Here is a 24,134-nt window from a genome sequence, read left to right as displayed (position 1 = left end):
GGACCGGGACCGGAGTCGGGCGCAGATCACACCTCTGACAGGGGTCTTCTGCGTTGACGCTCGGGTGCGGCAGTGCGTATTGTTGAGCGCTGTTGTGCCTTGATGTGTGCCCCGACTCCGCAGCCGTTCTCTGATGCCCGGCGCGAAAGGGAATCTCACCCACATCCAGGACCGCCGTCGCGTCGTGAGCGGAGCGGGCCGGGTACAGCCATAGGGGCCATGCTTTTACCCGAAGGAAGCGTGCCCACGGTCCATCGAACCGTGCCTGGTCGGCGTCTTGCCGCCCGGGCACCACGACGAGAGAAGAAGGCACGAGTGCGTACGTTCACCCCGAAGCCCGGCGATGTCGAGCGTTCCTGGCACGTCATCGACGCAACGGATGTCGTCCTCGGCCGGCTCGCTTCCCAGGTTGCACAGCTCCTGAGGGGAAAGCACAAGCCGGTCTTCGCACCCCATGTGGATGCAGGCGACTTCGTGATCATCATCAACGCTGACAAGGTCGCGCTGACCGGAAACAAGCGGGAGGCCAAGCTGGCCTACCGCCACTCCGGCTACCCCGGCGGCCTCCGCGGCACCCCCTACTCCGAGCTGCTCGAGAAGAATCCCGAGCGCGCAGTGGAGAAGGCTGTTCGCGGCATGCTCCCCAAGAACAAGCTTGCTGATCAGCAGATCAAGAAGCTCAAGGTCTACAAGGGCTCCGAGCACCCGCACGCCGCTCAGATGCCCGTCCCCTTCACCATCGATCAGGTGGCGCAGTAAGCGGGTGTCCCGCCACTCCGCCCTGCCGCACGGACGAACCAAGGAGAACCGTGACTGAGACCACCCCCGATACCACCGACAACCTCGAGGCCGTGACCGACGAGTCCGCACCCTCGAGCTTCACCACCGAGTCGACCGGCGAGTCCGCCGTCGGCGCCGGACAGTCCGCGATCGCACCGGGCTACGGCACCGGTCGTCGCAAGCGCGCGATCGCTCGCGTGCGCCTGACCCCCGGCTCCGGCCAGTGGATCATCAATGACCGCGCCATCGAGGATTACTTCCCGAACAAGCTGCACCAGCAGGAAGTCAACGACCCGTTCACGGTCCTCGACCTCCAGGGCCGCTTCGACGTGTGGGTCCGCCTCCACGGCGGCGGCCCGTCCGGACAGGCCGGCGCCGTGCGCCTCGGTGTGTCCCGCGCGCTGAACGAGATCGACGAAGACGCGAACCGCGCGATCCTCAAGAAGGCAGGCTTCCTGCGCCGCGATGCACGCGTCATCGAGCGTAAGAAGGCCGGTCTGAAGAAGGCCCGTAAGGCTCCGCAGTACTCCAAGCGCTGATCGGGCGCGGGGCAATGCTCCGCACCCTTCACGCTGCACGCACGATGCCCTCGACCTCCGGGTCGGGGGCATCGTCGCGTTGCGGGGGTGCTCGCGCGAGTGGGCGGCCCGCCCCGCTAGGCTCCGGACATGGTCGCCGCTGGAGACGCCGCCGAAGACTGGGCATTCACCCCGCGCCGCTGGTGGACCGGCCCGTTCGATGTCGAACAGCTGGCCTGGTCCTCTGTGGGGCGAGCGCGGGATGCCGCCGCCGAGCTCGCGACAGCGCGCGGCCTCCACCTCACCATCGCCACCGCCCCGGGGCTCGTCGCGGCGTCCTTCTCGGCGATCGAGCATCTGCGGATCGACGGGCGGGTCCCGCAGCCGTGGGGTGAATTCTCCGGCTTCCTCGAGGCTCGGGACGGCTGGGTGCGGCTGCACGGGAACTACCCCCACCATGCCGAGGTGCTCCGCCGCGTGCTCGGGGTGCAGGACCGGGCTGGGCTCGAGCGTGCGATCGCACGGCGCGACGCCGCAGAGATCGAGGAGGAGGTCACCGCGGCCGGCGGCATCGCGGCGCGGGTCCGCACCAGGCAGGAGTGGGCCGCGCATCCCCAGGCCCGGGCGCGGCAAGACGCTCTCAGCGCGCCGCAGGAAGCCGAATGGGTGAGCGTCACCGACCGCGGGGAGCGCCCGGCACTTCCCCCGGCGACGAACACGTCCGGGACTACCGCGCTCGCCCTGCTGGCAGGGGTGCGGGTGCTGGACCTGACCCGGGTGATCGCAGGTCCCAGCGGCACCCAGCTGCTCGCCTGCCTCGGCGCGGACGTGCTGCGCATCGACCCGCCGCATCTCCCGGAGCTCCTGGACCAGCACCTCTCCACCGGGATGGGCAAGCGCAGCGCCCAGCTGGACCTGCGCCGCGCCCCGGAGCAGCTCCGGTCACTCGCCGCCGAGGCTGATGTGATCGTGTGGGGCTATCGACCGGGGGCCCTTGCCACACTGGGTCTCGGCATCGAGGAGCTCGAGCAGCTGGCGCCGCGGGCAGTGATCGTCTCCCTCTCCGCCTGGGGTGAGACGGGGCCATGGGCACACCGCGCCGGCTTCGACTCGATCGTCCAGGCTGCCACCGGCATCGCCGTCGAATGCGGTGCAGAAGGGCGGCCGGGAGCGCTGCCCGTCCAGGCCCTCGACCATTCCACCGGGCAGATGCTGGCCGCGCAGGTGATGGAGGCGTTGGCCCGCGCGCGGGCGAGCACACTGCGGCTCAGCCTGCTCGGCGCGGCCCACACTCTGCTGGCGATGCCTTCACCGCCGTCGGAGGCCCCGGCGATGCTGGAGGTGCCCCGGGTGCGAGTGGAGTCGGCCGGGTCCCTGCTCGACGCCGTCCCGCCCCCGTTGCGGGTGGCCGAGGCGAGCATCGAGCAGCCCATCGGCGCATACGGCACCGCCGCGACGCCCTGGAAACGCTGAGCGAGCCGACTCAGCTCAGCAGCTCACGCAGGTCCTCCGCAGTGACCGCGGAGCGGAACGCCTCGCCACCATCGGTGAGGGCATCGAACAGCTCGGCCTTGCGCCGCTGCAGCGCGAGCACCTTCTCCTCGATCGTGTCCTCCGCGATCATCCGGTACACCATCACCTGGCGCTCCTGACCGATGCGGTGCGCACGGTCCACAGCCTGGTTCTCCGCGGCAGGGTTCCACCACGGGTCCAGCAGGAAGACGTAGTCCGCCTCGGTGAGGGTGAGGCCGAAGCCGCCCGCCTTCAGCGAGATCAGGAACACCGGGGCATCGCCCTCCCGGAAGCCGGTCACCGCCGCATCCCGGTCGCGGGTGGAACCGTCCAGATGCGAATAGCCCACCCCACGCCGCTCGAGCTCGGCCGCAACCCGGTCCAGGTAGGAGGTGAACTGGCTGAACAGCAGCACCCGGTGCCCGTCGCCGATCACCTCCTCGAGACGATCGAACAGCGCCTCGAGCTTCGAGCTGGGTACGTCCGCGTACTCCTCGGCGTCGACGAGAGCCGGATCCAGCGCGAGCATCCGCAGCAGCGTCAGGGAACGGAACACGATGAAACGGCTGCGATCAAGATCCGTGTCGATCAGGCCCAGCACCTTCTTCCGCTCTCGCTGCAGCACCGAGTCGTACACCGCACGATGCTCCGGCGAGAGGGTCACCATGAGCACCTCCTCGTGCTTCTCGGGCAGCTCCGCTGCGACCAGCTCCTTGGTGCGGCGCAGCAGGAACGGCCGCACCCGGCGGCGCAGCAGCTCCATCCGGCCGGGGTGGTCACCGGACTCGACCGGCAGCGTGTACTGCTTGCGGAACCCGATCGCGGTGCCCAGCAGACCCGGGGCGACCAGATCGAGGATCGCCCACAGATCATCCAGCGAGTTCTCCATCGGGGTACCGGTGATCGCGAGCCGGAAGCGGGCCTGCACACCCTTCGCGGCGCGGTGGGTGCGCGAGCGGCGATTCTTCACGAACTGCGCCTCATCGAGCACGAAGCCCTGGAAGCGAGAGCTCGCGAACTCCTCCTCATCGATGCGCAGCACCGAATAGCTGGTCACCAGCAGATCAGCCCCGATCGCTGGGGCGGGAAGGTCCGTGCCGCGGGAGGCGGCGGTGCGGTCCAGCACCCGCACCGTCAGGCCGGGGGTGAAACGCTCGGCCTCACGTCGCCACACCGGCAGCACCGAGGCAGGGGCGACCACCAGGAACGGCGGAGCCTGCGGATCCTGCTCTCTGGCACGGGCGATCAGGGCCAGGGTCTGGACCGTCTTGCCCAGGCCCATGTCGTCGGCCAGCACCCCGCCGAGCCCGTGCGTGAAGAGGAAGTCCAGCCAGGTGAAGCCCTCGTGCTGGTAGGGGCGAAGCTCGGCCTGCAGGCCGCGGGGGAGCGGGGGCGGCGGTGTGTCCTCGAGCGAGCGCAGGGACAGCGCGGTGCGGCTCCATTCGCTGCTCGCGACCGTCTCGTCAGCGACCTCCTGGAGGTCGTTCCACATGTCCACCTGGAAGCGGGAGATCCGTTGCCGTTCCGGCTCCCACTCCGCGAGCGCCTCACCCTCGCGGATCAGCTCCCGCAGCGCGTCGAAGGCCGGATGGTCCAGCGAGAAGTAGGTGCGATCGGGCATCAGCAGCTTCGCGCTGCCCCGGGCGAGCGCCACGAACAGGCTCGGGAACGGGATCTGGCGGCCCTCGATGGTGATCTCGAAACCGAGGTCGAACCAGTCGTTCTTCCCGGGCGAGGCCTGCTGGGTGACGCGCACATTCGGGGCGCTGTCCAGCTCGCGATAGGCGTGGCGGGTGCCGGTGATCTCGACCTCGACATGGTCCATCGCGGCAAGGTCGTCCAGCACGTGCTCGGTGAAATCGGCGGTGTCGGTGCCGCTGAGCAGCTCGGGGGAGTCCGTCGCCTCCAGCGGCCACAGGGTCATCGCCGCGGCGATCACCTCCTCCTCGTGGGCCAGGTCGCGGTGGGCGCCCTGGCGCTGATCCATCGGCAGGCGCCGGTCCGGGTCGTGATAGCGCCAGGACCAGCGCAGGGACAGACGGTCCCCCGAGGCGTAGGCGGCGGTGAGGTGCAGGGTGGGCCGGCGCGCCGCCGGCAGCTCCACGCTGCCGTCCAGGCTCGTCATGGTGGTCAGGGTCCGCAGCTGCGGGTAGGCGACCTCGAGGAAGGCCTGGCGATCCTCCGCCGGGATCACCAGCGGCTCCCGGCGATGCAGCAGTGAGCGCAGGGCGCGCGGCACCGAGGAGCCGAGCGGGGCGAGGCGAGCGGCCAGCAGCCCGTCCTCCGTGGTCTCCACATCCAGCACCCCGGACGCCCCGAGGAGCCGACCTCGGAGCGCCTTCTCGCCAGCCACGGCGATGCGGGGCCGCACGTACAGCTCCCCGGCGGTGTCGTCGGACTGCAGGTCCAGTCCCACCTCTCCACCGGCCACCAGGTCGATGGCGGCCAGCCCGCTGCCGGGCAGGAACTCCACCCCGGCGCCCCGGGCATGCTCGAGCGACTGCCACAACAGAGGGGAGGTGATCGAGTTCAGCCAGAGGTGATCGATCGCCCCGCTGGAGTAGGAGCGCTCCACCGAGGCGGCGGCGAAGATGCGGGTCAGCGCCTCGCCATGGGTCGGGTCGTACTCCCGACCGGCGAGGCGGAACTCGAAGGTGCGCCACGACAGGTCCCCCTTGATCCAGGCGCCCTTGCGGCCACGGGTCAGGGGCCGCATCCCCAGCCACAGCTCGGCGCCCGCCTCGACATGGGCGGGAGTCGCGACCTCGCGATGATGGCGGGAGGTGCTGGCCCCGGAGGTGCCGGCCTCGAGGTCGAAGCGCAGGGCCAGCGGGCGGGCCATCGCGGCATTGCCGCCGTCGGTGGTCGGCGTCGAGTTCAGCAGGGGCCGCAGCACGCTGCGCCATTCGGCGGGCGGGCTCTCGGTCATGGCCTGCGAACCCAGGTCGTTGAGCCGGTAGAGGGTCGCCGCGACGTGCACGCACGCCTCGCCGACGGAGCAGTCGCAGGCGGAGCCGCGGGGCCGCCACAGACCACCGGGCCCCGGAGAGTGGAAGCGGCGGGAGACGGAGTCTTCCTCGTACTCCGTCAGCTGCACCTCGGGATGGCGGAGCGTGCCATCCTCCTCGGCGACCTCGGCCGACACGGTCGAGGACTCCGCCTCCCAGCGGAGATCTGCGACACGGCCGGCCCGGGCTGCACCGAGGCCCCTGCTCGCGGAGCGATCACCCACGTGATGGCTGATCGCGGAGGGCAGCAGGCGGGGGAGCAGGACGGGATCGGACATCCCTCCAAAGTAACCGGCGCAACCCCTCGGTGACGAGGAACCTGAGGAGTAGGGCCCCCGCCAGCGGGTAGTCTCACAGCGGACCTCCGGCCTGGAACCTGCGCGCGACACGCCTGCGCGGCAGTGCTCACGGGGGCCCGCAGACCCCGAATCCTCATGAGGAGAATCCTGTGGCACGACTTTTCGGCACCGACGGAGTGCGCGGACGCGCGAACGGTGACATCACTGCGGAGCTCGCGGTCGAGCTGTCCGTGGGCGCGGCCCACGTGCTGGGCACCCTAGGGGCCTTCGGCGGCACCCGGCCCCGCGCGATCGTCGCCCGCGACACCCGCCCCTCCGGCGACTTCCTCTCCGCCGCGGTCTGCGCAGGCTTGGCCGCCGCCGGAGTCGACGTGTTCGACGCCGAGGTGCTCCCCACCCCCGGCCTCGCGTACCTCGTGCAGTCCACCGGTGCGGATCTTGGCGTGATGATCTCCGCCTCCCACAACCCGGCGCCGGACAACGGCATCAAGTTCTTCGCCCGTGGCGGCACCAAGCTGCCCGATGAGGTCGAGGACGCCATCGAGGCGCGCCTCGGTGAGGAATGGGACCGCCCCCAGGGCACCGACGTCGGCACCATCTCGCGCTACGACGGCGCGGTCGAGGCCTACGTCCAGCACCTCGTCTCCACCCTGGACCGACCCCTGGACGGCCTGACCGTGGTCGCGGACTGCGCCAACGGCGCCGCCTATCTCACCGGCCCCGACGCCCTGCGTCGCGCCGGCGCGACCGTGCACGTGATCGGCGACCGCAGCGACGGCGGCCTGATCAACGACGGCGTGGGCTCCACCCACCTCGAGCCGCTGCAGGCCGCGGTGCTCGAGCACGGCGCGGACATCGGCGTCGCCTTCGACGGCGACGCGGACCGCTGCCTCGCAGTCGCCGCCGACGGCGAGATCATCGACGGCGACCAGATCATGGCGATCCTCGCGCTGGACCTCAAGGAGCGAGGCAAGCTGCATGACGGCACCCTGGTGGTGACCGTGATGAGCAATCTCGGCCTCAAGCTCGCGATGAAGGAGCACGGGATCGTGCTCGGCCAGACGGGCGTGGGCGACCGCTACGTGCTCGAGGAGATGAACCTCGGCGGCTACTCCATCGGCGGCGAGCAGTCCGGGCACGTGATCATCGCCGAGCACGCCACCACCGGCGACGGCGAGCTCACCGCCCTGCACCTGATGCAGCGGATGGCCGAGACCGGCCGCACCGCCCGGGACCTCGCGAACGTGATGACCCGGCTCCCGCAAGCGCTCATCAACGTCAAGAACATCGACAAGGCCAAGGCCACCATCGACCGCGGGGTCGCCGACGCCGTCGCCGCAGTGGAGCAGGAGCTGGGGGAGACCGGCCGGGTGCTGCTGCGCCCCTCCGGCACCGAGCCCGTCGTGCGCGTCATGGTCGAGGCCCCCACCGATGAGCAGGCCACCGAGATGGCCGAGCGCCTCGCCGTCATCGTCCGGGAGCGCGTGGGTCTCTGACCCTCTCCGGTCTCGGGGCACGCCCGTCGAGAACGCGGATTCCTGCCAGAAACGGATGGGATCGGTGGTCTCGGCGGGCGTGTCGCGTGAGGGGTCCCGTGATCGGGGGGTGTCTCGCTGTCAGGGGTCTATGCGCGATGACAACCGGGCCGCTCACACCTTCCGCAGCAGCACCGAGTGGACGCGGTGCTGGCCGTCCTTGCGCAGCACCAGGTCGGCGCGGCCCCGGGTGGGGACTACGTTCTCGGTGAGGTTCGGGCCGTTGATCGAGCGCCAGATCCCCAGCGCCGTCTCCTTGGCCTCCTCGTCGGTGAGCTCCGCGTAGCGGCGGAAGTAGGAGCGGGGGTTGGAGAAGGCGGTGCGCCGCAGCTGCAGGAAGCGGTCCACGTACCAGCGCTGCACGTCCTCCATCCGCGCATCGACGTAGACGGAGAAGTCGAAGAAGTCCGAGACGGCCATCCCGAGGCGGCCGTCGCGGCGGGGACGGGCCGGCTGCAGCACGTTCAGCCCCTCGACGATCAGCACGTCGGGCTGCTCGACCACCACGCGCTCGTCCTTGAGGATGTCGTAGGTCAGGTGGGAGTAGATCGGCGCTTCGACGCGCTCGTGCCCGGCCTTCACGTCGGCGACGAAGCGCAGCAGGCGGCGCCGGTCGTAGCTCTCGGGGAAGCCTTTGCGCTGCATGATGCCCCGCGCCTCGAGCTCGGCGTTGGGGTAGAGGAATCCGTCGGTGGTCACCAGCTGCACCCGCGGGGTATCCGGCCAGCGGGCCATCAGCTCCCGGAGCAGTCGGGCGGTGGTGGACTTGCCGACCGCCACTGAGCCGGCCACTCCGATCACGTACGGGGTGCGCTGCTGGTGCTGATCGAGGAAGTCCTCGCGGTTCCGGCGCAGCGCCTGGGCGGCGGCGACCTGGATGTTCAACAGGCGCGAGATCGGCCGATAGACGGCGTCGACCTCCTGCAGGTCGAGTCGATCGCCGAGGCCGCGCAGCCGGGTGACGTCCTCCTCGGACAGCGGCAGCGGGGTCTGCTGCGAGAGCCGTGCCCAGTCCTCCCGGGGGATCTCCTCGAAAGGAGTGACGGTGCTCGACGTCGACGCAGACTTCATGGGGTGATTGTTCCAGCTCGCGGTGCGGGCCCGGGCCACGGGTGCGGCGTGGTGCGACTCGGGCGGAGCGCAGGCGAGAGGCGGTCAGCTCCGCGCATGAATGCCTGCTCATTTCTGCTCACTATGTGCAGCCATTGGCCATGGCTGCGCGCCGGGGTCCGCCATCGTGAGGAAGGCCTCTCACGGAATCCGCACGGGGAGTGCCGAACTCTCCCGCGATCATTAGCGTGAGCGGCATGTGTGGAATCGTCGGATATGCAGGCCCTCGGGCCAAGAGCCCCTCTTCCCGTCCGGTGGACGTCGCCCTTCAGGGCCTCGCTCGCCTCGAGTACCGCGGATATGACTCCTCGGGCGTGGCCGTGATCGATGACGGCTCCGTGCGCGTCACCAAGCGCGCCGGCAAGCTCGCGAACCTCCGCGAGGCGCTCCAGGACGCCGCCGAGACCACCGGCGGGGTCTCCATCGCCCATACCCGCTGGGCCACCCACGGAGCACCCACCGACCTCAACGCCCACCCCCACCTGGGCGGCCGCGAGGGGGAGCTGGCCGTGGTGCACAACGGCATCATCGAGAACTTCGCGAACCTCCGCGCCGAGCTCGAGGCCGACGGCTTCCGCTTCACCTCCGAGACCGACTCCGAGGCGGCCGCACACCTGATCGCCCGCGAGATGGAGCAGGCCGGGGACCTCACCGAGGCGATGCGCCGCAGCGCCGCCTCCCTCGAGGGTGCCTTCACCCTGCTGGCTGTGCACAAGGACGCCCCGGACACCGTGGTCGCCGCCCGCCGCAACTCCCCGCTGGTGGTGGGCCTCGGCGAGGGCGAGAACTTCCTCGGCTCGGACGTCGCCGCCTTCGTAGACTCCACCAAGGAGGCCCTCGAGATCGGCCAGGACCAGGTCGTCACCGTCACTGCGAACTCCGTGTCGATCATCGACTTCGACGGCAACGAGGTCACCGACGCCAAGCGATACACGATCGAGTGGGACGCCGCGGCCGCGCAGAAGGGCGGCTATGACTCCTTCATGGCCAAGGAGATCCACGAGCAGGCCAGCGCCGTCGCGGACACCCTGCGGGGCCGCCTCGAGGACGGCTCCCTGAAGCTCGACGAGATGGACATCGACCCCTCCGTGCTGCGCAGCATCGACAAGATCGTCGTGGTCGCGTGCGGCACCGCCGCGAATGCCGGCGCCGTCGCGAAGTACGCGATCGAGCACTGGTGCCGCATCCCCACCGAGGTCGAGCTCGCCCACGAGTTCCGCTACCGCGACCCCGTGGTCACCGAGAAGACGCTCGTCGTCGCGATCTCCCAGTCCGGCGAGACCATGGACACCCTGATGGCTGTGCGCCACGCCCGGGAACAGGGCGCGAAGGTCATCGCGATCTGCAACACCCGCGGCTCGACCATCCCGCGCGAGGCGGATGCGGCGCTGTACCTGCACGTCGGCCCCGAGATCGCGGTCGCCTCCACCAAGGCATACCTCGGCCAGATCGCGGCCTGCTACCTGCTGGGCCTGTTCCTCGCCCAGGTGCGCGGCAACCTCTACCCCGACGAGATCGCGGCGCTGATGGGCGACCTCGAGCAGCTCCCGGACCAGATCCAGCAGGTGCTGGACAACTCCGCACAGGTCGAGCAGCTCGCCCGCGACATGAAGGACGCCACCAGCGTGCTCTTCCTGGGCCGCCACGTCGGCTACCCGACGGCGATGGAGGGCGCGCTCAAGCTCAAGGAGATCGCCTACATCCACGCCGAAGGCTTCGCCGCCGGGGAGCTCAAGCACGGCCCGATCGCCCTGGTCGAGGAGGGACAGCCGGTGTTCGTCATCGTGCCCTCCCCGAACGGCCGTCACTCCCTGCACTCCAAGGTGGTCTCGAACATCCAGGAGGTGCGCGCCCGCGGCGCCCGCACCCTGGTGATCGCCGAGGAGGGCGACGATGCGGTGCTGCCCTATGCCGATGTGGTGATCCGGGTGCCCGCCACCCGCACCCTCTTCGCCGCGCTGCTGACCGTCATCCCGCTGCAGATCTTCTCCTGCGAGCTGGCGACGGCGAAGGGCCTGGATGTGGATCAGCCGCGCAACCTCGCCAAGTCCGTCACCGTGGAGTGAGCCGGCACTCCCGCTCAGCCCAGGCGGGGGTGTGATACTGCCGGGGTGAGCACTTCTCCGACTGCATCGCCGACGCCCGGCCCCGATCACAGCTTCGGGGGCCGGGCGTTCGCGCCCCAGGATGATGGCACCATCGCGGGCGTCGGCATCGACGTGGTGGGGATCGCGCGCCTGACCGCGATGCTGGAGCGCACCCCCGCCCTGCTCGACCGGCTGCTGACCCCGTCAGAACGCCATCTCTCCGCCGCCTCGCGCGCCGCCCGGGTCGCGGCCAAGGAGGCCGTGGGCAAGGCCCTCGGCGCTCCAGGCGATTTCTCCTGGCAGGACGTCACCGTCGAGCGCACCGAGGTGCGCCGCCCGTACCTGCGCCTGCGCGGTGCCACCCTGCGGGCCGCCGAGGCCCAGGGCGTGGCCCACCTGCACCTGTCCCTCTCTCACGACGGGGACGTCGCCACCGCGATCGTCGTCGCCGAACGCGGGGTCGGTACCGGCGACGGAAGCAGGCTCCCGTGATCTGCGGGCACACCGCGGCGGCGGTGCGTGCGGCGGAGGCGCCGCTGCTGGCGGCGGGGGAGCCGCTCATGCTCCGCGCCGCCCGCGCCCTGGCCGGCCACGTCGCGGCCCGACTGGGTGCCCCTGACACCAGCAGTCCGGACGTGCCCCGGGTGCTGGTCCTCGTCGGCGCTGGTGCCAACGGCGGCGACGGGCTCCATGCCGCCGCGATGCTTCGCGCCGACGGCATCCACGCCGACGCGATCGCCACTGCAGATCGCCTCCACGACGAGGGGGCCGCTGCGCTGCGCGAGCAGGGAGGCGAGATCCTCCCGCTGGCCGACACCGCACCCGGCATGCTCCAGGACACGCTGGCCCGGACCACGCTGGTGCTCGATGCGATTCTCGGCATCGGTGGCCGCCCCGAGGTCCCCGCCGACCTCCTCCCGCTGCTGGCGGTGGTGCGGGGGAGCGGAGTCCCCGTGATCGCGGTCGACCTGCCGAGCTTCGTCGACGCCACCACCGGACAGGCCGCCGACGAGGCCCTGCACGCCACCGAGACCGTCACCTTCGGAGCGGTCAAAGCCGGGCTGCTGCTGCCCGGCGGCGCCGAGCGCGCCGGCATCCTCCACCTCGTGGACCTCGGCCTCGGCCCGCACCTGCCCGCCCCCGCTGTGCTGCGTCTCGAAGACGCCGACGCCCGTGGCCTGCTGCCGCAGCCGGGGCGGGACGCCACCAAGTACACCCGCGGGGTGGTCGCGCTCGCAGCCGGCAGCGAGCAGTACCCGGGCGCGGCGGTGCTCGCCGTGTCCGGCGCGGCGCGGGCTGGGGCCGGGATGGTCCGCTGCCTCGCCCCGCAGACGGTGCTCGACCTGGTGCTGCGCGAGCGGCCGGAAGTGGTCGGGCACCGGGTCGAGCGCGCCCAGGGCGGGCCGGACGCGGCGGACCTCACCGCCGTCGGCCGCACCGACGCGCTGGTCGTCGGCCCCGGGCTCGGACCTGAGGACCCTCGTGCGGCTGCGGGCGTGAACTGCCTGCGCGCGGGAGACGGCGCGGAAGACGGCGCGGGAGATGGCACGGGAGATGGCGCGAGAGAGAAGACGATCGCACGCGGCGCGATCGACGCGGGCGCCCTTGGCACGATCACTCCGGAGCACCGCTTCGGCACCGACGTGGTCCTCACCCCGCACCGCGGGGAGGCCGAACGGCTCGCCAGCCGCCTGGGCCTGGACCCCGACCTGCCGGGCGTGCTCCTCGCCCCCGCCCTCGCGAGCGCCACCGGCGCCACCGTGCTGCTGAAGGGCGCGATCACGCTCGTCGCCCCCGGGGATGGTGGACCGCTGAGGGCCCAGGACGATGCGACCCCGATGCTCGCGACCGCCGGCACCGGGGACGTGCTCGCCGGGGTGCTCGGCACCCTTCTCGCTGCGGGGCTTCCCGGGCCGGATGCTGCTGCGCTCGCCGCGATCCTCCACGGCCGCGCCGGCCGACTCGCCTCGCACGACGGCCTGCACCCTCTGGTCGCCCTCGAGGTGGCCTCACACCTGCCCGCCGCGATCGGGACTATCCTGGCAGGCGCCCAGCCGTGATCCAAGGAGCCCGATGACCATCCCGATCCCTGCCGAGGACCCTCGGCACGTGCCCAACCGGGCCGTGATCGACCCCTCGGCGATCACGCAGAACACGCGTGCCCTGGGCACCCTGCTCGAGGAGCAGACGGCGCTGATGGCGGTGGTCAAGGCCGACGGCTATGGGCACGGCATGCTCACCGCGGCCCGCGCCGCGATCGAGGGTGGTGCGACCTGGCTGGGCGTCGCCCACCCCGCGAGCGCGCTCGCACTCGCCCGGGCCGGACTCGATGCGCAGATCCTCACCTGGCTCTACGAGCCGCACACCGCGCGCACTGTGCTGCCCGAGGTGCTCAGCTCCGGCGTGGACGTCTCCGTCGGCTCCCCGGAGATGCTGGCGCTGGTCGCCGAGGCGGCCCGGCAGGCCGACCGCCGCGCCCGCGTGCACCTGAAGATCGACACCGGGATGGGACGCAACGGCGTGCTGCCCTGGCAGATCCGGGAGATCGGCGCCGCCATGCGGGAGGACGATTTCATCCAGGTCGCCGGCGCCTGGACCCACCTCACCACGGCGGATGACCCCTCCGATCCGTCGACCGATCAGCAGGTGGAGCTGTACGACTCCGCCTGCGCGGCGCTCGCCGAGGAGGTCGGTCCGATCCCGCTGCAGCACATCGCGAACTCTGCAGCCACCCTCACACGCCCGGATCTGCACCGCGACATCGTGCGGCCCGGCATCGCGCTGTACGGCTACCCGCCGGTGCCCACAGATGTGCCGCTGCGCCCGGCGATGACCCTGACCAGCCGCCTCGCGCTGGTCAAAGAGGTGCCGGAGGGGCAGAGCATCGGCTACGGCCGTCTCCGTGCCACCGACCGCCCCACCTGCCTGGGGCTGGTGCCGATCGGCTATGCCGACGGACTCCACCGCGCCGCCAGCGACCGCTGCGACGTGATCGTGCGCACCGAGTCCGGGGACCGTCGGGCCCCGCAGGTGGGCCGCATCAGCATGGACCAGATCGTCATCGACCTGGGCCCGGGGACGGACGCGCGTGCGGGCGACGAGGTGTTCCTCTTCGGCGACGCGGGCGGCGCCCCGAACGATCCCGCCGCCTCGACCGCTGACGACTGGGCGCGTGCCGCCGGCACGATCCCCTACGAGGTCCTCACCTCCGTCTCCGGACGCGTCACCCGCGAGGTGCGCTCATGAGCGATGCGCGCAGGGGAGCACTGCCCGTGCGCACCCGCGACGCCGACGGGACCCGCACGGTCGCCCGGGCGCTGGCCGCGGTGCTGCAGCCCGGAGACCTGCTGGTGCTCGACGGCCCTCTCGGCGCCGGCAAGACCACCTTCACCCAGGGCCTGGGTGCCGGACTGGGCGTGCGCGGGCCCGTCGCCTCCCCGACCTTCGTCATCGAACGGGTCCACCCGAGCCTCGGCGCGGGCCCCGACCTCGTCCATGTGGACGCCTATCGCCTCGGCGGGGGCGGAGAGATCGACGACCTCGACCTCGAAGCAGATCTCGACCGCGCCGTCACGGTCGTGGAGTGGGGCCGGGACCGGGTCGAGCACCTCGTGGACTCATACCTGATGGTCGAGCTCGAACGCCCGGACCATGTCGACGATCCGCACGACCCCGACGAACCGCGCACCCTGCTGCTGACCCCGCACGGCCCTCGCTGGGACGAGCCGGCGATCACCCGCCTCGAGGCGGCGCTGGCCACCATCACCGGCCCCGACGGGATCGCCGAGGCCGCCGAATCCTTCGAGGAGAACCGCTGATGCTGCTGGGAATCGACACCTCCGGGGCGGTGAGCGTCGCCATCGCGAGCGGTGAGCTCACCGGCCCTGCACCCGAGATCCTGCAGGTCCGCGCCGACGAGCGCTCCCGCCACCACGACGAGGTGCTGCTGGCCCTGATCGACGAGGCGATGCAGGCCGCGGGAGTGGAGCGGTCCGAGCTCACCGGCGTCGTGGTGGGCCGTGGCCCCGGCCCCTTCACCGGCCTGCGGGTGGGGCTGGTCTCGGCTCGCTCGATCGCTGCAGTGCTCGGGGTACCGCTGCACGGGCTCAGCTCCCTCGACGGCCTCGCCCACCAGGCGCTCGCAGAGCTCGACCCCGCCCAGGAAGGGGCCGCGCATGACGGCACCGTCACCGTCGGGGTGGCCCTCGACGCCCGTCGCCGCGAGGTCTACCACGCCCGCTATCGCCGGGAGGCGAGCGGTGAGGTCACCCGGATCTCCGAGCCGGCGGTCGATGCCCCGGCGGCGGTCGCCGACGAGCTCACCGCCTGCGACATCCTGGTCGGCTCCGGAACCGGGATCTACCCGGACCTGCTGCCCGCCACCGCGGAGCTGGTGCATGTCGATGCAGGGCATCTGCTGCTCGCCGCCGCCGCGCTGACCGCGCGGGGCGTGGATCTCAGCAGCACCGAGCCGATGTACCTGCGCGAGCCGGATGCGGCCAAGCCCACCGCACGCAAGAGCGCCCTGGGTCGCTGACGTGACCGGCCCCGCAGTCCCGCCCGCCGTGCCCTCCGGCGAGCCGGCTGTCGACCCCGCCTGGGCGCTGCGCCCGGCGAATATCGAGGACGTCGAGGAGATCGCGTTCGCCGAGCTCGAGCTGTTCCCCGACGAGGCCTGGAACGTCTTCCAGCTCGCCGCCGAGATCGAGCACCCTGACCGTCGCTACGTCATCGCCGCGGCCGGGCCGAAGGGGAACGGCGAGCTGCTCGGGTACGCCGGGATCATGCTCGCCGGAGACATCGCCGACCTGCACACCATCGGCACCCGCCGCGAGGGCGCCGGCATCGGCCGGGCGCTGCTGAACTGGTGCCAGGAGCAGGCACAGGAAGGCGGCGCCGAGCGGATGCTGCTCGAGGTGCGGGAGGACAACACTCGGGCGCGCGCGTTCTACGCGGCTGCCGGGTACCGGGAGATCGACCGTCGGCGCGGCTACTACCGGATCCGCGGCCGACGGATCGATGCGCTGGTGATGGAACGCGACCTCTCCCAGAGCCCGCGGGCCACTCGCTAGACGTGGTTGCGGACCTTCTGGAACACATCCGGGTAGCGTGCGTCCAGCCGCACCACGGCGATCCGCAGACCCACCAGGAACACGACCACACCGGCCACCAGCGCGAGCACCCCCGCGAGCAGGGTGAGGGCGAGGCTGCCTGAGACGGCACCCCAGATGCCCACGCCGATCGCCGGGATCAGCGGCACGAACACCCCCACCATCGCCACGGTCATCGCGACCATCGCGTTCGAGCTCGAGGCGGACTTGTCCTTCATCGGGTTGGTGCCGGGAGGCGAGCTCGGATAGGGGAGCAGCACGCCGGTCACCATCGAGATGCCCCAGCCGCAGGCCATCGCCCCCAGCGAGATCATCACCGTCATCGGCATCAGGTCCGCCATCCCGTACAGGAGCGGGATCGCGATCGTCGCCACCACCACGCCGGGCACCATGAGCACCGCCATCGCGGCGATGCGGCCGGTCAGGTTTGCGCGGGAGGGCAGTCCGGTGACGATGTTGACCCATCCCGAGGGACCGTCGAAACCGATCTCGTTGGCCAGGCTGATCCCGCTCATCCCGCACATGAGGATCGTCATCGCGAGCATCATCGGTCGTGATTCCGGGAGCATGAACCCCATCGCCACGAAGAACACGATGATCACCGGATAGATGCCGAGGGCCGCGAGATAGCGGGTGTCGCGGCGCCAGTAGCGCAGCGACTTGCCCATCACCGCGCCGAAGGCGCTCGGGGCGATGAAGCGCGGCACCAGCGGGGAGACCTTGGTGTTCCCCGAGGAGGCATCCCCGGTGAGCGCCGAGGTGAGGGAGAGATCGATCGAACGTCGCCACCACAGCCACACCAGCGCGATGGTGACCGCCCCGATCAGGGCCCGGACGAGCGCGGTGAGCACCCGGCCCTCGGCGAGATCCATCGGTACGGCGAAGAGCGCGCCGACGGGGGTCCATGCGAGCGCCTCGACGACCGTGGGCATCATGCGCCCCAGCAGGGTGAAGTCGAGATCGGAGACGCGCTGCATGCCCAGCGAGAAGCCGTAGATCACAATGAACATGAGCAGGAAGCCGAGGATCCCGCCCACCTCACGCCCGCTGCGCGAGGAGGCGCGGCTCGCCGAATGCGCGAACCAGGCGCGAGGCAGCAGCAGGCACAGGGCGAAGGCGGCGAGATTCGCCGGCACCAGGGCGAGCGCACCCAGGATGATCCATGCAGCGCCCTGGCCGAACACGATCAGCCACAGCAGTTCGAACCCGGTCGCGATCGCAACCGCGAGCAGCGTGAAGAGGCTGGGCAGGCTCAGCGCTGCAGCGGCGAACATGCCGGGCTGGAGCTCCTTCGCGCTGCGGGGGAAGAGCGCGAAGGCCCGCGCATCGAGGGTGTCGTCGAGGCCGAAGGCGACCACCGGGATCAGGAACCACAGCAGCACGGCCAGAGCCCCCAGGCCCCGCACGATCAGCGGGAAGGTCGAGCCCTCCCCAGCCCAAAGCGTGGTGCCCAGGAACAGGAACACCAGGCCCACCAGGGCGCCGAGGGTGTACAGCACACCGAAGATGGTGCCGACCAGCTTGCCGACGTTCTTGCGGTAGGACCGCTTCCACAGCGTCCACTTGAGCGTCAGCTGCAGGCGGATCAGGTGCTTCTGCGAGATCGCACCGTGGTGGACGTCCGTTGCTGAGGCGGTCGCTGCGTGCTCGCTGCTCAGGACTCCAACCACGACAGGCTCCCCTCCGCGACGTCGCCGCCGCCGACCAGGTCGATGAAGGTCTGGACCAGGCTGCCGCCGTGACGGACCTCGTCCAGAGTGCCGTCGGCCAGCAGTTCGCCCTGGGCGATGATGGCGACGTGGCTGCACAGACCCTCGACCAGCTCCATGACGTGGCTGGACAGCACCACGGTGCCGCCACCGTCGACATAGGCGGTGAGGATCTTGCGGATCACCTGCGCGGAGACCGGATCGACCGCCTCGAGCGGCTCGTCCAGCACCAGCATCCGGGGCGCATGCAGCAGTGCGCTGGCCAGCAGGATCTTTTTGGTCATGCCGGCGGAATAGTCCACGACGAGCTTGCCGTCCTCTCCGGCGAGGTCCAGTGCGGTCAGCAGTGACTCCATCCGCTCCTCGACCACGTCGGCCTTCATCCCGCGCACCAGGCCGACATAGGTGAGCAGCTCCCGACCGGTCAGCCGGTCGAAGGTGCGCAGCCCGTCGGCGAGCACCCCGAGCAGGGCCTTGGCCTGCTGCGGCTCGGCCCACATGTCGTGCCCGAGCACATGGGCGGTGCCTCCGTCCGGGCGCAGCAGCCCGGTGGCCATCGACAGCGTGGTCGTCTTTCCCGCCCCGTTCGGGCCCACGATCCCGTAGAAGGAGCCGCGGGGGACATCCAGGGAGATCCCATGCACGACCTCCGTCTTGTCGAAGGACTTCCGCAGGCCTCGGATCGACAGCGCGCTCCGCTCCGGGATCGCCGCGTCGGCAGCGATCGGCGCGGCGACCCCGTGGACCGGCTGCGATGCGGGGGCCGCCCCGTAGGGAGCAGGGTCCATCCCTGAAGGGCCGGCGGCCATCCCTGAAGGAGCGGGAGTCATTCCGGAAGGAGCGGGGGTCACTCCGGAAGGAGCGGGGGCCGCCTGGGAGGGCGGCGCGTGGGGGACCTCGAGATCAGGAGAGGAGGACGGGTGCTCACTGTGCATGGGATCACGGTAGTTCCCGCGAGGTCAGGCACATGCCCCCCGCTCGGTGAGTCAGGGGCCGACCTTCGTCGGTCCCGGTCCTGGTCTCGCTGTCGGTCCCGTTCCCGCGCTCGCGTGCGGATCTTCGAGCGTGCGTGATTAGGATGCCCCTGAGCCGCCGTGGCTCACGGAAGGAGTCCCATGTCGAAGCTGCGCGCCACCCCGAGGGCCTCGAGCCTCGCGCCGGAGGTCGAGGAGATCCCGCTGGGCGTTCGTCGAGCTGCGGCGTGGTCCTGGCGGCTCATCGTCGTCGTCGCTGCCGCCGCCCTGATCATCTGGGGGCTGCTGCAGATCACCACCATCGTGATCCCGGTGCTCATCGCCATCCTGCTCGCCGCGCTGCTGACGCCGATCGTCAAGGTCCTCACCCGCTACACCTTCCTCGGGCGAACTGCGGCCAGCGGCATCGCGCTGCTCGGTCTGCTGTTGGTGATCGCCGGGATGTTCACCCTCGCCGGACGGCAGCTGTTCGCACAGTTCGCGGATATCCAGGACAAGGCCGTCACGGGGTTCCAGGGCCTCGTGGAGTGGGCCACCACGACCTTCCAGATCGACCTGCCGATGATGAACGCAGCACTCGACGAGGGCCTCCAGCAGCTTGAGCAGTATTCCGGGCAGCTGGTCTCCGGAGCGCTCAGCACCGCTGCAGTGCTCGGCAACGTCGTCACCGGCATCCTGGTGGCGCTGTTCACCCTGTTCTTCCTGCTCTCGGGCGGTGCCGGGATCTGGCGCTGGGTGGTGGGCCTGCTGCCGCCCGCGGCCCGGGTCCCCACCCATGAAGCGTTCCGCCGGGGCTGGAAGGCGCTGTCGGCGTACATGCGCACCCAGATCCTGGTCGCCGCCGTGGACGCCATCGGCATCGCCATCGGCATGGTGGCGCTCGGGCTCGGCTCCTATGCGGTGCCGATCTGGCTGCTCGTGTTCCTGTTCTCCTTCATCCCACTGGTCGGCGCGATCCTCTCCGGCGTGATCGCCGTGCTGCTGGTGCTCGTGCTGAAGAGTTGGATCGGGGCGCTGATCATGCTCGCGATCGTGCTCGCAGTGCAGCAGATCGAGGGCAACGTGCTCCAGCCGTTCCTGATGGGCAAAGCTGTCGAGCTGCACCCCCTGGCGGTGTTCCTCGGAGTCGCCGGAGGCGCGATGATCGCCGGCATCCCCGGCGCGCTGTTCGCGATCCCGGTGATCGCCTTCGTCAACGCCACGCTGCTGTACGTGGTGGGCCGAGACCCGAGCCCGGATCTCGGAGAGGACAGGGCGAGCCGCGAGCATTTCGCCTCGCTCACCCGCAAACGAGCCCCCGCAGCGGGCGCGGAGAGCGGTGGCGGGATCAAGCTCGCGATCCCGAGCTTCGCCGCGCTGCGCCCCTCCACGGTGCGCCCGGCCGGCGCGGTCCGCGGAGGTGAGACCGCTCCCCGAGGCGCGGCCACCACCGGTGCTGCAGCCACCGCCGCGGCTCCTGTCACCGCCACTGCGACTCCTGCCACCACCACAGCGGGTTCCGATCCGGCTCCGGTGGATCCGGCCCCTGACGCGGACCTCCCGGCTTCCGGCACCCCCGTGGCCGACGCGGGAGGAGACGCGCCGCAGGACCCGCTACACGACCCGGCGCGCGAGGACCGCGACGGCATCTGAGCTCCACGCCCGCCCGCTCGGGCCCCGAGGCGCCCGGCCTGGGCGCCTGCCCCGGGCGGGCGCTCGTTGAATGCGTGAAAGAAGGCCCCCATCCCAGCAGCTGCCGGGACGGGGGCCTTCCTTCATGCTCTGCGCCGGCGATCTCGGGCGGCGGCTCACGCCGTGCGGGTCACGCCTTGTAGGGCGTGGCCGTCAGGATCTCGATCGAGAACGTCTTCCCGTTCGGCGCCGTGTACTCGACGGTGTCACCGACCCGGGAACCGTGGATCGCGCTGCCCAGCGGCGACTCCGAGGAGTACACCTCGAGGTCGTCGTCGCCGTCAGCGATCTCGCGGTTCCCCAGCAGGAAGGTGCGCTCCTTGCCGGCCATCGTGATGCCCACGACCATGCCGGGCTCGACCACGCCGTCGTCCTTCGGAGCCTCGCCGACCACGGCGTTCTTCAGCAGACGCTGGAGATCCGCGATCCGGGACTCCATCTTGCCCTGCTCTTCACGAGCGGCGTGATAGCCGCCGTTCTCCTTCAGGTCCCCCTCGTCACGAGCCGCAGCGATGCGCTCCGTGATCTCTGCGCGTGCCGGACCTTCGAGCTCCGCGAGCTCCTTGGTCAGGCGGTCGTACGCGTCCTGGGTGAGCCAGGCGCCATTAGGCTGGCTGCTCATGGGTTCACTCCTGTCGTCCTCGGTAGTGCGCATCGGGAAACGATCCCCATATACGCGAATCACGGGGCACATGTCCTCATGCGCCCCGTGTGCGGGTGATGATCAATCGGCGTCGAGCCGGTTTCGGAATACATTACACCGCGCGGAACGCTTTCCCGGGGATCCCCGGCACGTTTACGCGCATCGAGTAATCACCGCGGCCAGCTCACCGTGCGGAGCAGCTGACGACCTCTGCAGAGACCGCATCGCCCTGGGTCGAGATCTCGACGTGGTGCGCGGTGCGTCGATCCTCCTGGGCAGGGATCTCCGTCTCCACGAAACCGACCTGCGCACGGCCCTTGTTCAGCGCCTGGATACGGCAGCTCGCCTCCGTGCCCGGGTCCATGGTCACCATGAAGTCCACGCCGATCGAGTCATCGGCGAGATGCTCGTAGGAGAGCACCTCGGAACGGACCGGCGTGCTCGCGGCCTGGATCCCCACGTAGAGCACCACGGCCACGAACGCCGCGACAGCGAGCGCGAGGAGCACACGGGCGGTGCGTCGGCTGACGAGCGGCTTCCCATAGCGGTCGGCGTGCCGCTCCCTGACGTCGTTCATGGGGCCAGTCTCCCAGACCCTGTCCGGGTGCTCCCCGGGAGCGTCCGGAGAGGTGGGGAGGTGCCTGTCACGTCGTCCGGGAATCCCCGGTTCCTCCCGGTTCCACTCAGCGGGGGTGGCGTACGATCGGACGCTGGTGCACCCCACCGGCTCCGTGCAGAGCATGCGCACCGTCGCTGGGGGTCCCGACACCGTCCAGCCGCCTCCGAGGAGTCCCGTGACCGTCCAGCTGCCCGCTTCCGATGAACCACTGCGGATGGTGGCCGTCCACGCGCATCCGGACGACGAGTCGTCCAAGGGTGCCGGTTCGACTGCTCGATATGCGCGCGAGGGTGTCCAGGTCACGGTCATCACCTGCACCGGCGGTGAGCGCGGCGATGTCCTGAACCCGCGCCTGCGTGATGACCCGACCGTGACCGTCGAGGCCCTGCCCGGTATCCGTCGCCGGGAGATGGAGCGCGCCAAAGAGATCCTCGGCGTGGACCACGAGTGGCTGGGCTTCATCGATTCAGGGCTCCCCGAAGGCGACCCGCTGCCACCGCTGCCGGCCGGGAGCTTCGCCGCCACCCCAGTCGAGGAGGCGGTGCGCCCCCTGGTCGAGTCCGTGCGTCGCCTTCGCCCCCATGTCATGACCACGTATGACGAGAACGGCGGCTACCCGCATCCCGACCACATCCAGGTCAATCGGATCAGCGTGGCCGCTTTCGACCTCGCAGCGGACCCGGATTTCGCGCCCGAGCTGGGCGATCCCTGGTCGATCGCGAAGCTCTACTACATCAACGGCTTCCACCGGCAGCGGTTCTCGGCGGTCAGCCGGCACCTGCGCACCGAAGGAACGCCGAACGAGGAGCTCGATCAGATGCTCCAGCACTACGACGAGAGCCATGATCGGCTGCTCACCACGCGCATCGACGTCCGTGACTACCTCGCGGTGAGGGACGATGCATTGCGGGCGCACGCCACCCAGGTCGATCCCGAAGGGCCGTTCTTCCGCATCTCGCACGATGCCGAGACCGCGGCCTGGGGCACCGAGGACTACGAGCTGCACATCTCTCGGATCGGGGTCAAGCTTCCTGAGACCGACCTGTTCGCAGGGCTGCGGAACGAGACCATGGAGGCGCGCGCATGAACGGGGCACAGCTTCTGCTCGACGCCGGCCTGGTGTTCGCCGCCCCGAGCCCCTCCGACGGCGGAGAGCTCAACTCCGTCACCGTCTCGCCGGGGCTGCCGGGCTTCTTCGCGGCCTTCGTGCTGGCGGTGCTGGTGGTGCTGCTCGCGATCAGCATGACCCGCCATACCCGCCGGATCCAGGCCCAGGCACGGCTCAAGGAGCGGATCGAGGCCGAAGAGCGCGCCGAGGCCGAACAGGCGGCGGCGGAAGCCGACGGCGGGCCAGTGGATGCACAGTCGGTGGACGGACAGCCGGTGGAAACACAGCCGGTGGAAACTCAGCCGACGACGGACCAGTCGGCAAGCGAGCAGCCGGCGGAGGACCCATCGACGACGGACCAGCCGACCCCTGAGGCGAATGGCCCAGCGGGCGACCGCCCCGAGGGCGGGACCCGACCCTCCACCGAGGACCGCTGAGCGGCGACCGTCAGCTGACGGCGGCCCATCCGGAATGCTGCGGCCCATCAGGGCACGGCGTCCCGTCGGATCACTGCAACCCGCCAGATCACGGCGACTCGTCAGACCACGGCAACCGTGACTGCCGCGAAGTGGCAGCCGAAGCCGATCAGGGTCCCGGCATGGAAGAGCTCATGGAACCCGAACCAGGCCGGTGAGGGATTCGGGCGCTTGAGCGCATACATGACCGCGCCCGCCGTATAGGCGAGGCCGCCGATCGCCAGCAACCAGACCACGGCCCAGCCGCCGCTGGCCTGCAGCTGCGGCATGTAGAACACCGCCACCCAGCCCAGCGCGATGTAGGCGGGCACGTAGATCCAGCGCGGCGCACCGGTCCAGAACAGCCGGAAGCAGACGCCGACCAGCGCGCCGCCCCATGCGATCGCCAGCAGGGTGCGAGCCGAGCCAGGCTCGAGCATCGCCACCGCGATCGGGGTGTAGGTGCCGGCGATGATCAGGAAGATGTTCGCGTGGTCGAAGCGCCGCAGCATGATCGCCTTCTGTGGGGTCCAGGTGCCGCGGTGATAGACGGCGCTGATGCCGAACAGCAGGCCCGCGGTGAGCACGAAGACCGCGCAGGCCAGGCGGATCGCGAAGGTGTCGCCGACAGCGACCAGCATCAGGCCGGCCACCAAAGAGGTGGGGAACGCGATCAGGTGCAGCGTCCCGCGCAGGCGCGGCTTGGGCAGCTGGAGGCCGAGCTGGGTGGCCCGCTGCGCCATCGCCCGGGTGAGGGTGCGCGGAGCGAACGGGAACTTCTCGGCAGTGGGCAGGTCGTCGTCGGACGGCAGCTCGGTGCCCCCGCTGCCCGAGGTCGCCTCGAAGAGCTCCCGCGCGGCGGGATCCTCGAACTCGGGTGCGGTCTGTGCGTGATCAGAAGCGTCGGGGATGTGCCCGGAAGGGCGCCGGCCGTCCTCGTGTCGAAATCCGGAATTCATGAGAACACCGTAACTTACGGGGCCGTAGGTTAATGG

The 24,134-nt window shown here is 70.6% G+C and carries 21 protein-coding genes; 14 read left to right on the top strand and 7 right to left on the bottom strand.

Annotation, left to right across the window (positions count from 1 at the left end; genetic code table 11):
• Positions 1–315: 315 nt before the first annotated feature.
• The 3 genes from rplM to ACT3T9_RS11600 all read left to right on the top strand — a co-directional run bounded on the left by rplM (position 316) and on the right by ACT3T9_RS11600 (position 2,771).
• A complete protein-coding gene (gene rplM, locus ACT3T9_RS11610) occupies positions 316–759 on the top strand; it encodes a 50S ribosomal protein L13 (protein WP_441444936.1) in 444 nt (147 codons plus the stop codon).
• A 50-nt stretch (positions 760–809) separates the two neighbouring features.
• Positions 810–1,319 (top strand): 30S ribosomal protein S9, encoded by a 510-nt coding sequence (gene rpsI, locus ACT3T9_RS11605; protein WP_441444937.1) that lies wholly within the window; start codon positions 810–812, stop codon positions 1,317–1,319.
• 129 nt (positions 1,320–1,448) lie between these two features.
• Positions 1,449–2,771 (top strand): CoA transferase, encoded by a 1,323-nt coding sequence (locus ACT3T9_RS11600; protein ID WP_441444938.1) that lies wholly within the window; start codon positions 1,449–1,451, stop codon positions 2,769–2,771.
• Positions 2,772–2,781: 10 nt separating this feature from the next.
• Here the strand turns inward: ACT3T9_RS11600 and ACT3T9_RS11595 are convergent, their stop codons facing one another.
• On the bottom strand, positions 2,782–6,096 hold the full coding sequence (locus ACT3T9_RS11595) for an SNF2-related protein (protein ID WP_444606657.1): 3,315 nt from the start codon (positions 6,094–6,096) through the stop codon (positions 2,782–2,784).
• A gap of 170 nt (positions 6,097–6,266) precedes the next feature.
• Between ACT3T9_RS11595 and glmM the strand changes: the two genes are divergently transcribed.
• The gene (gene glmM / locus ACT3T9_RS11590) at positions 6,267–7,613 is read left to right on the top strand and encodes a phosphoglucosamine mutase (RefSeq protein WP_442332221.1); all 1,347 of its coding nucleotides are present in this window, start codon (positions 6,267–6,269) and stop codon (positions 7,611–7,613) included.
• A 153-nt stretch (positions 7,614–7,766) separates the two neighbouring features.
• Here the strand turns inward: glmM and coaA are convergent, their stop codons facing one another.
• Positions 7,767–8,723: a type I pantothenate kinase gene (gene coaA, locus ACT3T9_RS11585; RefSeq protein ID WP_441444941.1), complete on the bottom strand. Its 957-nt coding sequence runs from the start codon at positions 8,721–8,723 to the stop codon at positions 7,767–7,769.
• A gap of 236 nt (positions 8,724–8,959) precedes the next feature.
• On the opposite strand from coaA, the gene glmS reads away from it, so the two are divergent.
• From glmS to ACT3T9_RS11550, 7 genes are read left to right on the top strand one after another with little or no spacing between them, the layout of a single operon-like run.
• Positions 8,960–10,828: a glutamine--fructose-6-phosphate transaminase (isomerizing) gene (glmS, locus tag ACT3T9_RS11580; protein ID WP_442332222.1), complete on the top strand. Its 1,869-nt coding sequence runs from the start codon at positions 8,960–8,962 to the stop codon at positions 10,826–10,828.
• 45 nt (positions 10,829–10,873) lie between these two features.
• On the top strand, positions 10,874–11,341 hold the full coding sequence (locus tag ACT3T9_RS11575) for a holo-ACP synthase (RefSeq protein WP_441444943.1): 468 nt from the start codon (positions 10,874–10,876) through the stop codon (positions 11,339–11,341).
• Positions 11,338–12,909: an NAD(P)H-hydrate dehydratase gene (locus ACT3T9_RS11570; RefSeq protein WP_444502111.1), complete on the top strand. Its 1,572-nt coding sequence runs from the start codon at positions 11,338–11,340 to the stop codon at positions 12,907–12,909. Before ACT3T9_RS11575 ends, ACT3T9_RS11570 begins: the two co-directional genes overlap by 4 nt.
• A 13-nt stretch (positions 12,910–12,922) precedes the next feature.
• Entirely contained in the window at positions 12,923–14,095 is a 1,173-nt protein-coding gene (gene alr, locus ACT3T9_RS11565) for an alanine racemase (RefSeq protein WP_441444945.1), read from the top strand.
• Positions 14,092–14,667: a tRNA (adenosine(37)-N6)-threonylcarbamoyltransferase complex ATPase subunit type 1 TsaE gene (gene tsaE, locus ACT3T9_RS11560; protein ID WP_441444946.1), complete on the top strand. Its 576-nt coding sequence runs from the start codon at positions 14,092–14,094 to the stop codon at positions 14,665–14,667. The genes alr and tsaE overlap by 4 nt, the downstream gene beginning before the upstream one ends.
• Complete coding sequence (tsaB, locus tag ACT3T9_RS11555; protein WP_441444947.1) at positions 14,667–15,386, top strand: tRNA (adenosine(37)-N6)-threonylcarbamoyltransferase complex dimerization subunit type 1 TsaB; 720 nt, start codon at positions 14,667–14,669, stop codon at positions 15,384–15,386. The genes tsaE and tsaB overlap by 1 nt, the downstream gene beginning before the upstream one ends.
• Before the next feature lies 1 nt (position 15,387).
• Positions 15,388–15,921: a GNAT family N-acetyltransferase gene (locus tag ACT3T9_RS11550; RefSeq protein ID WP_444606656.1), complete on the top strand. Its 534-nt coding sequence runs from the start codon at positions 15,388–15,390 to the stop codon at positions 15,919–15,921.
• On the opposite strand, the gene ACT3T9_RS11545 is transcribed toward ACT3T9_RS11550, so the two are convergent.
• Positions 15,918–17,630, bottom strand: coding sequence for a hypothetical protein (locus tag ACT3T9_RS11545; protein ID WP_442332224.1), 1,713 nt, complete (start codon positions 17,628–17,630; stop codon positions 15,918–15,920). The genes ACT3T9_RS11550 and ACT3T9_RS11545 overlap by 4 nt on opposite strands.
• Positions 17,615–18,604 (bottom strand): ABC transporter ATP-binding protein, encoded by a 990-nt coding sequence (locus ACT3T9_RS11540; protein ID WP_441444950.1) that lies wholly within the window; start codon positions 18,602–18,604, stop codon positions 17,615–17,617. Before ACT3T9_RS11540 ends, ACT3T9_RS11545 begins: the two co-directional genes overlap by 16 nt.
• Before the next feature lie 180 nt (positions 18,605–18,784).
• Between ACT3T9_RS11540 and ACT3T9_RS11535 the strand changes: the two genes are divergently transcribed.
• Positions 18,785–20,275, top strand: a complete 1,491-nt coding sequence (locus ACT3T9_RS11535) for an AI-2E family transporter (RefSeq protein WP_441444951.1) — start codon at positions 18,785–18,787, stop codon at positions 20,273–20,275.
• Positions 20,276–20,444: 169 nt separating this feature from the next.
• On the opposite strand, the gene greA is transcribed toward ACT3T9_RS11535, so the two are convergent.
• Positions 20,445–20,936, bottom strand: a complete 492-nt coding sequence (gene greA, locus ACT3T9_RS11530) for a transcription elongation factor GreA (RefSeq protein ID WP_441444952.1) — start codon at positions 20,934–20,936, stop codon at positions 20,445–20,447.
• A 205-nt stretch (positions 20,937–21,141) separates the two neighbouring features.
• Positions 21,142–21,534: a DUF4307 domain-containing protein gene (locus ACT3T9_RS11525; protein ID WP_441444953.1), complete on the bottom strand. Its 393-nt coding sequence runs from the start codon at positions 21,532–21,534 to the stop codon at positions 21,142–21,144.
• 217 nt (positions 21,535–21,751) lie between these two features.
• Here ACT3T9_RS11525 and mca point away from each other — a divergent pair, with 217 nt between their 5' ends.
• Positions 21,752–22,663: a mycothiol conjugate amidase Mca gene (mca, locus tag ACT3T9_RS11520; protein WP_441444954.1), complete on the top strand. Its 912-nt coding sequence runs from the start codon at positions 21,752–21,754 to the stop codon at positions 22,661–22,663.
• Positions 22,660–23,121, top strand: a complete 462-nt coding sequence (locus ACT3T9_RS11515; protein ID WP_442332227.1) for a hypothetical protein — start codon at positions 22,660–22,662, stop codon at positions 23,119–23,121. Before mca ends, ACT3T9_RS11515 begins: the two co-directional genes overlap by 4 nt.
• Before the next feature lie 101 nt (positions 23,122–23,222).
• Here the strand turns inward: ACT3T9_RS11515 and trhA are convergent, their stop codons facing one another.
• Complete coding sequence (gene trhA, locus ACT3T9_RS11510; protein WP_441444956.1) at positions 23,223–24,098, bottom strand: PAQR family membrane homeostasis protein TrhA; 876 nt, start codon at positions 24,096–24,098, stop codon at positions 23,223–23,225.
• Between the last annotated feature and the right edge of the window lie 36 nt (positions 24,099–24,134).

Origin of the sequence: Brachybacterium sp. AOP29-B2-41 (genome assembly GCF_052378395.1) — a bacterium.
Classification (GTDB): Bacteria; Actinomycetota; Actinomycetes; order Actinomycetales; family Dermabacteraceae; genus Brachybacterium.
This window is presented reverse-complemented; position numbering and strand designations above follow the sequence as displayed.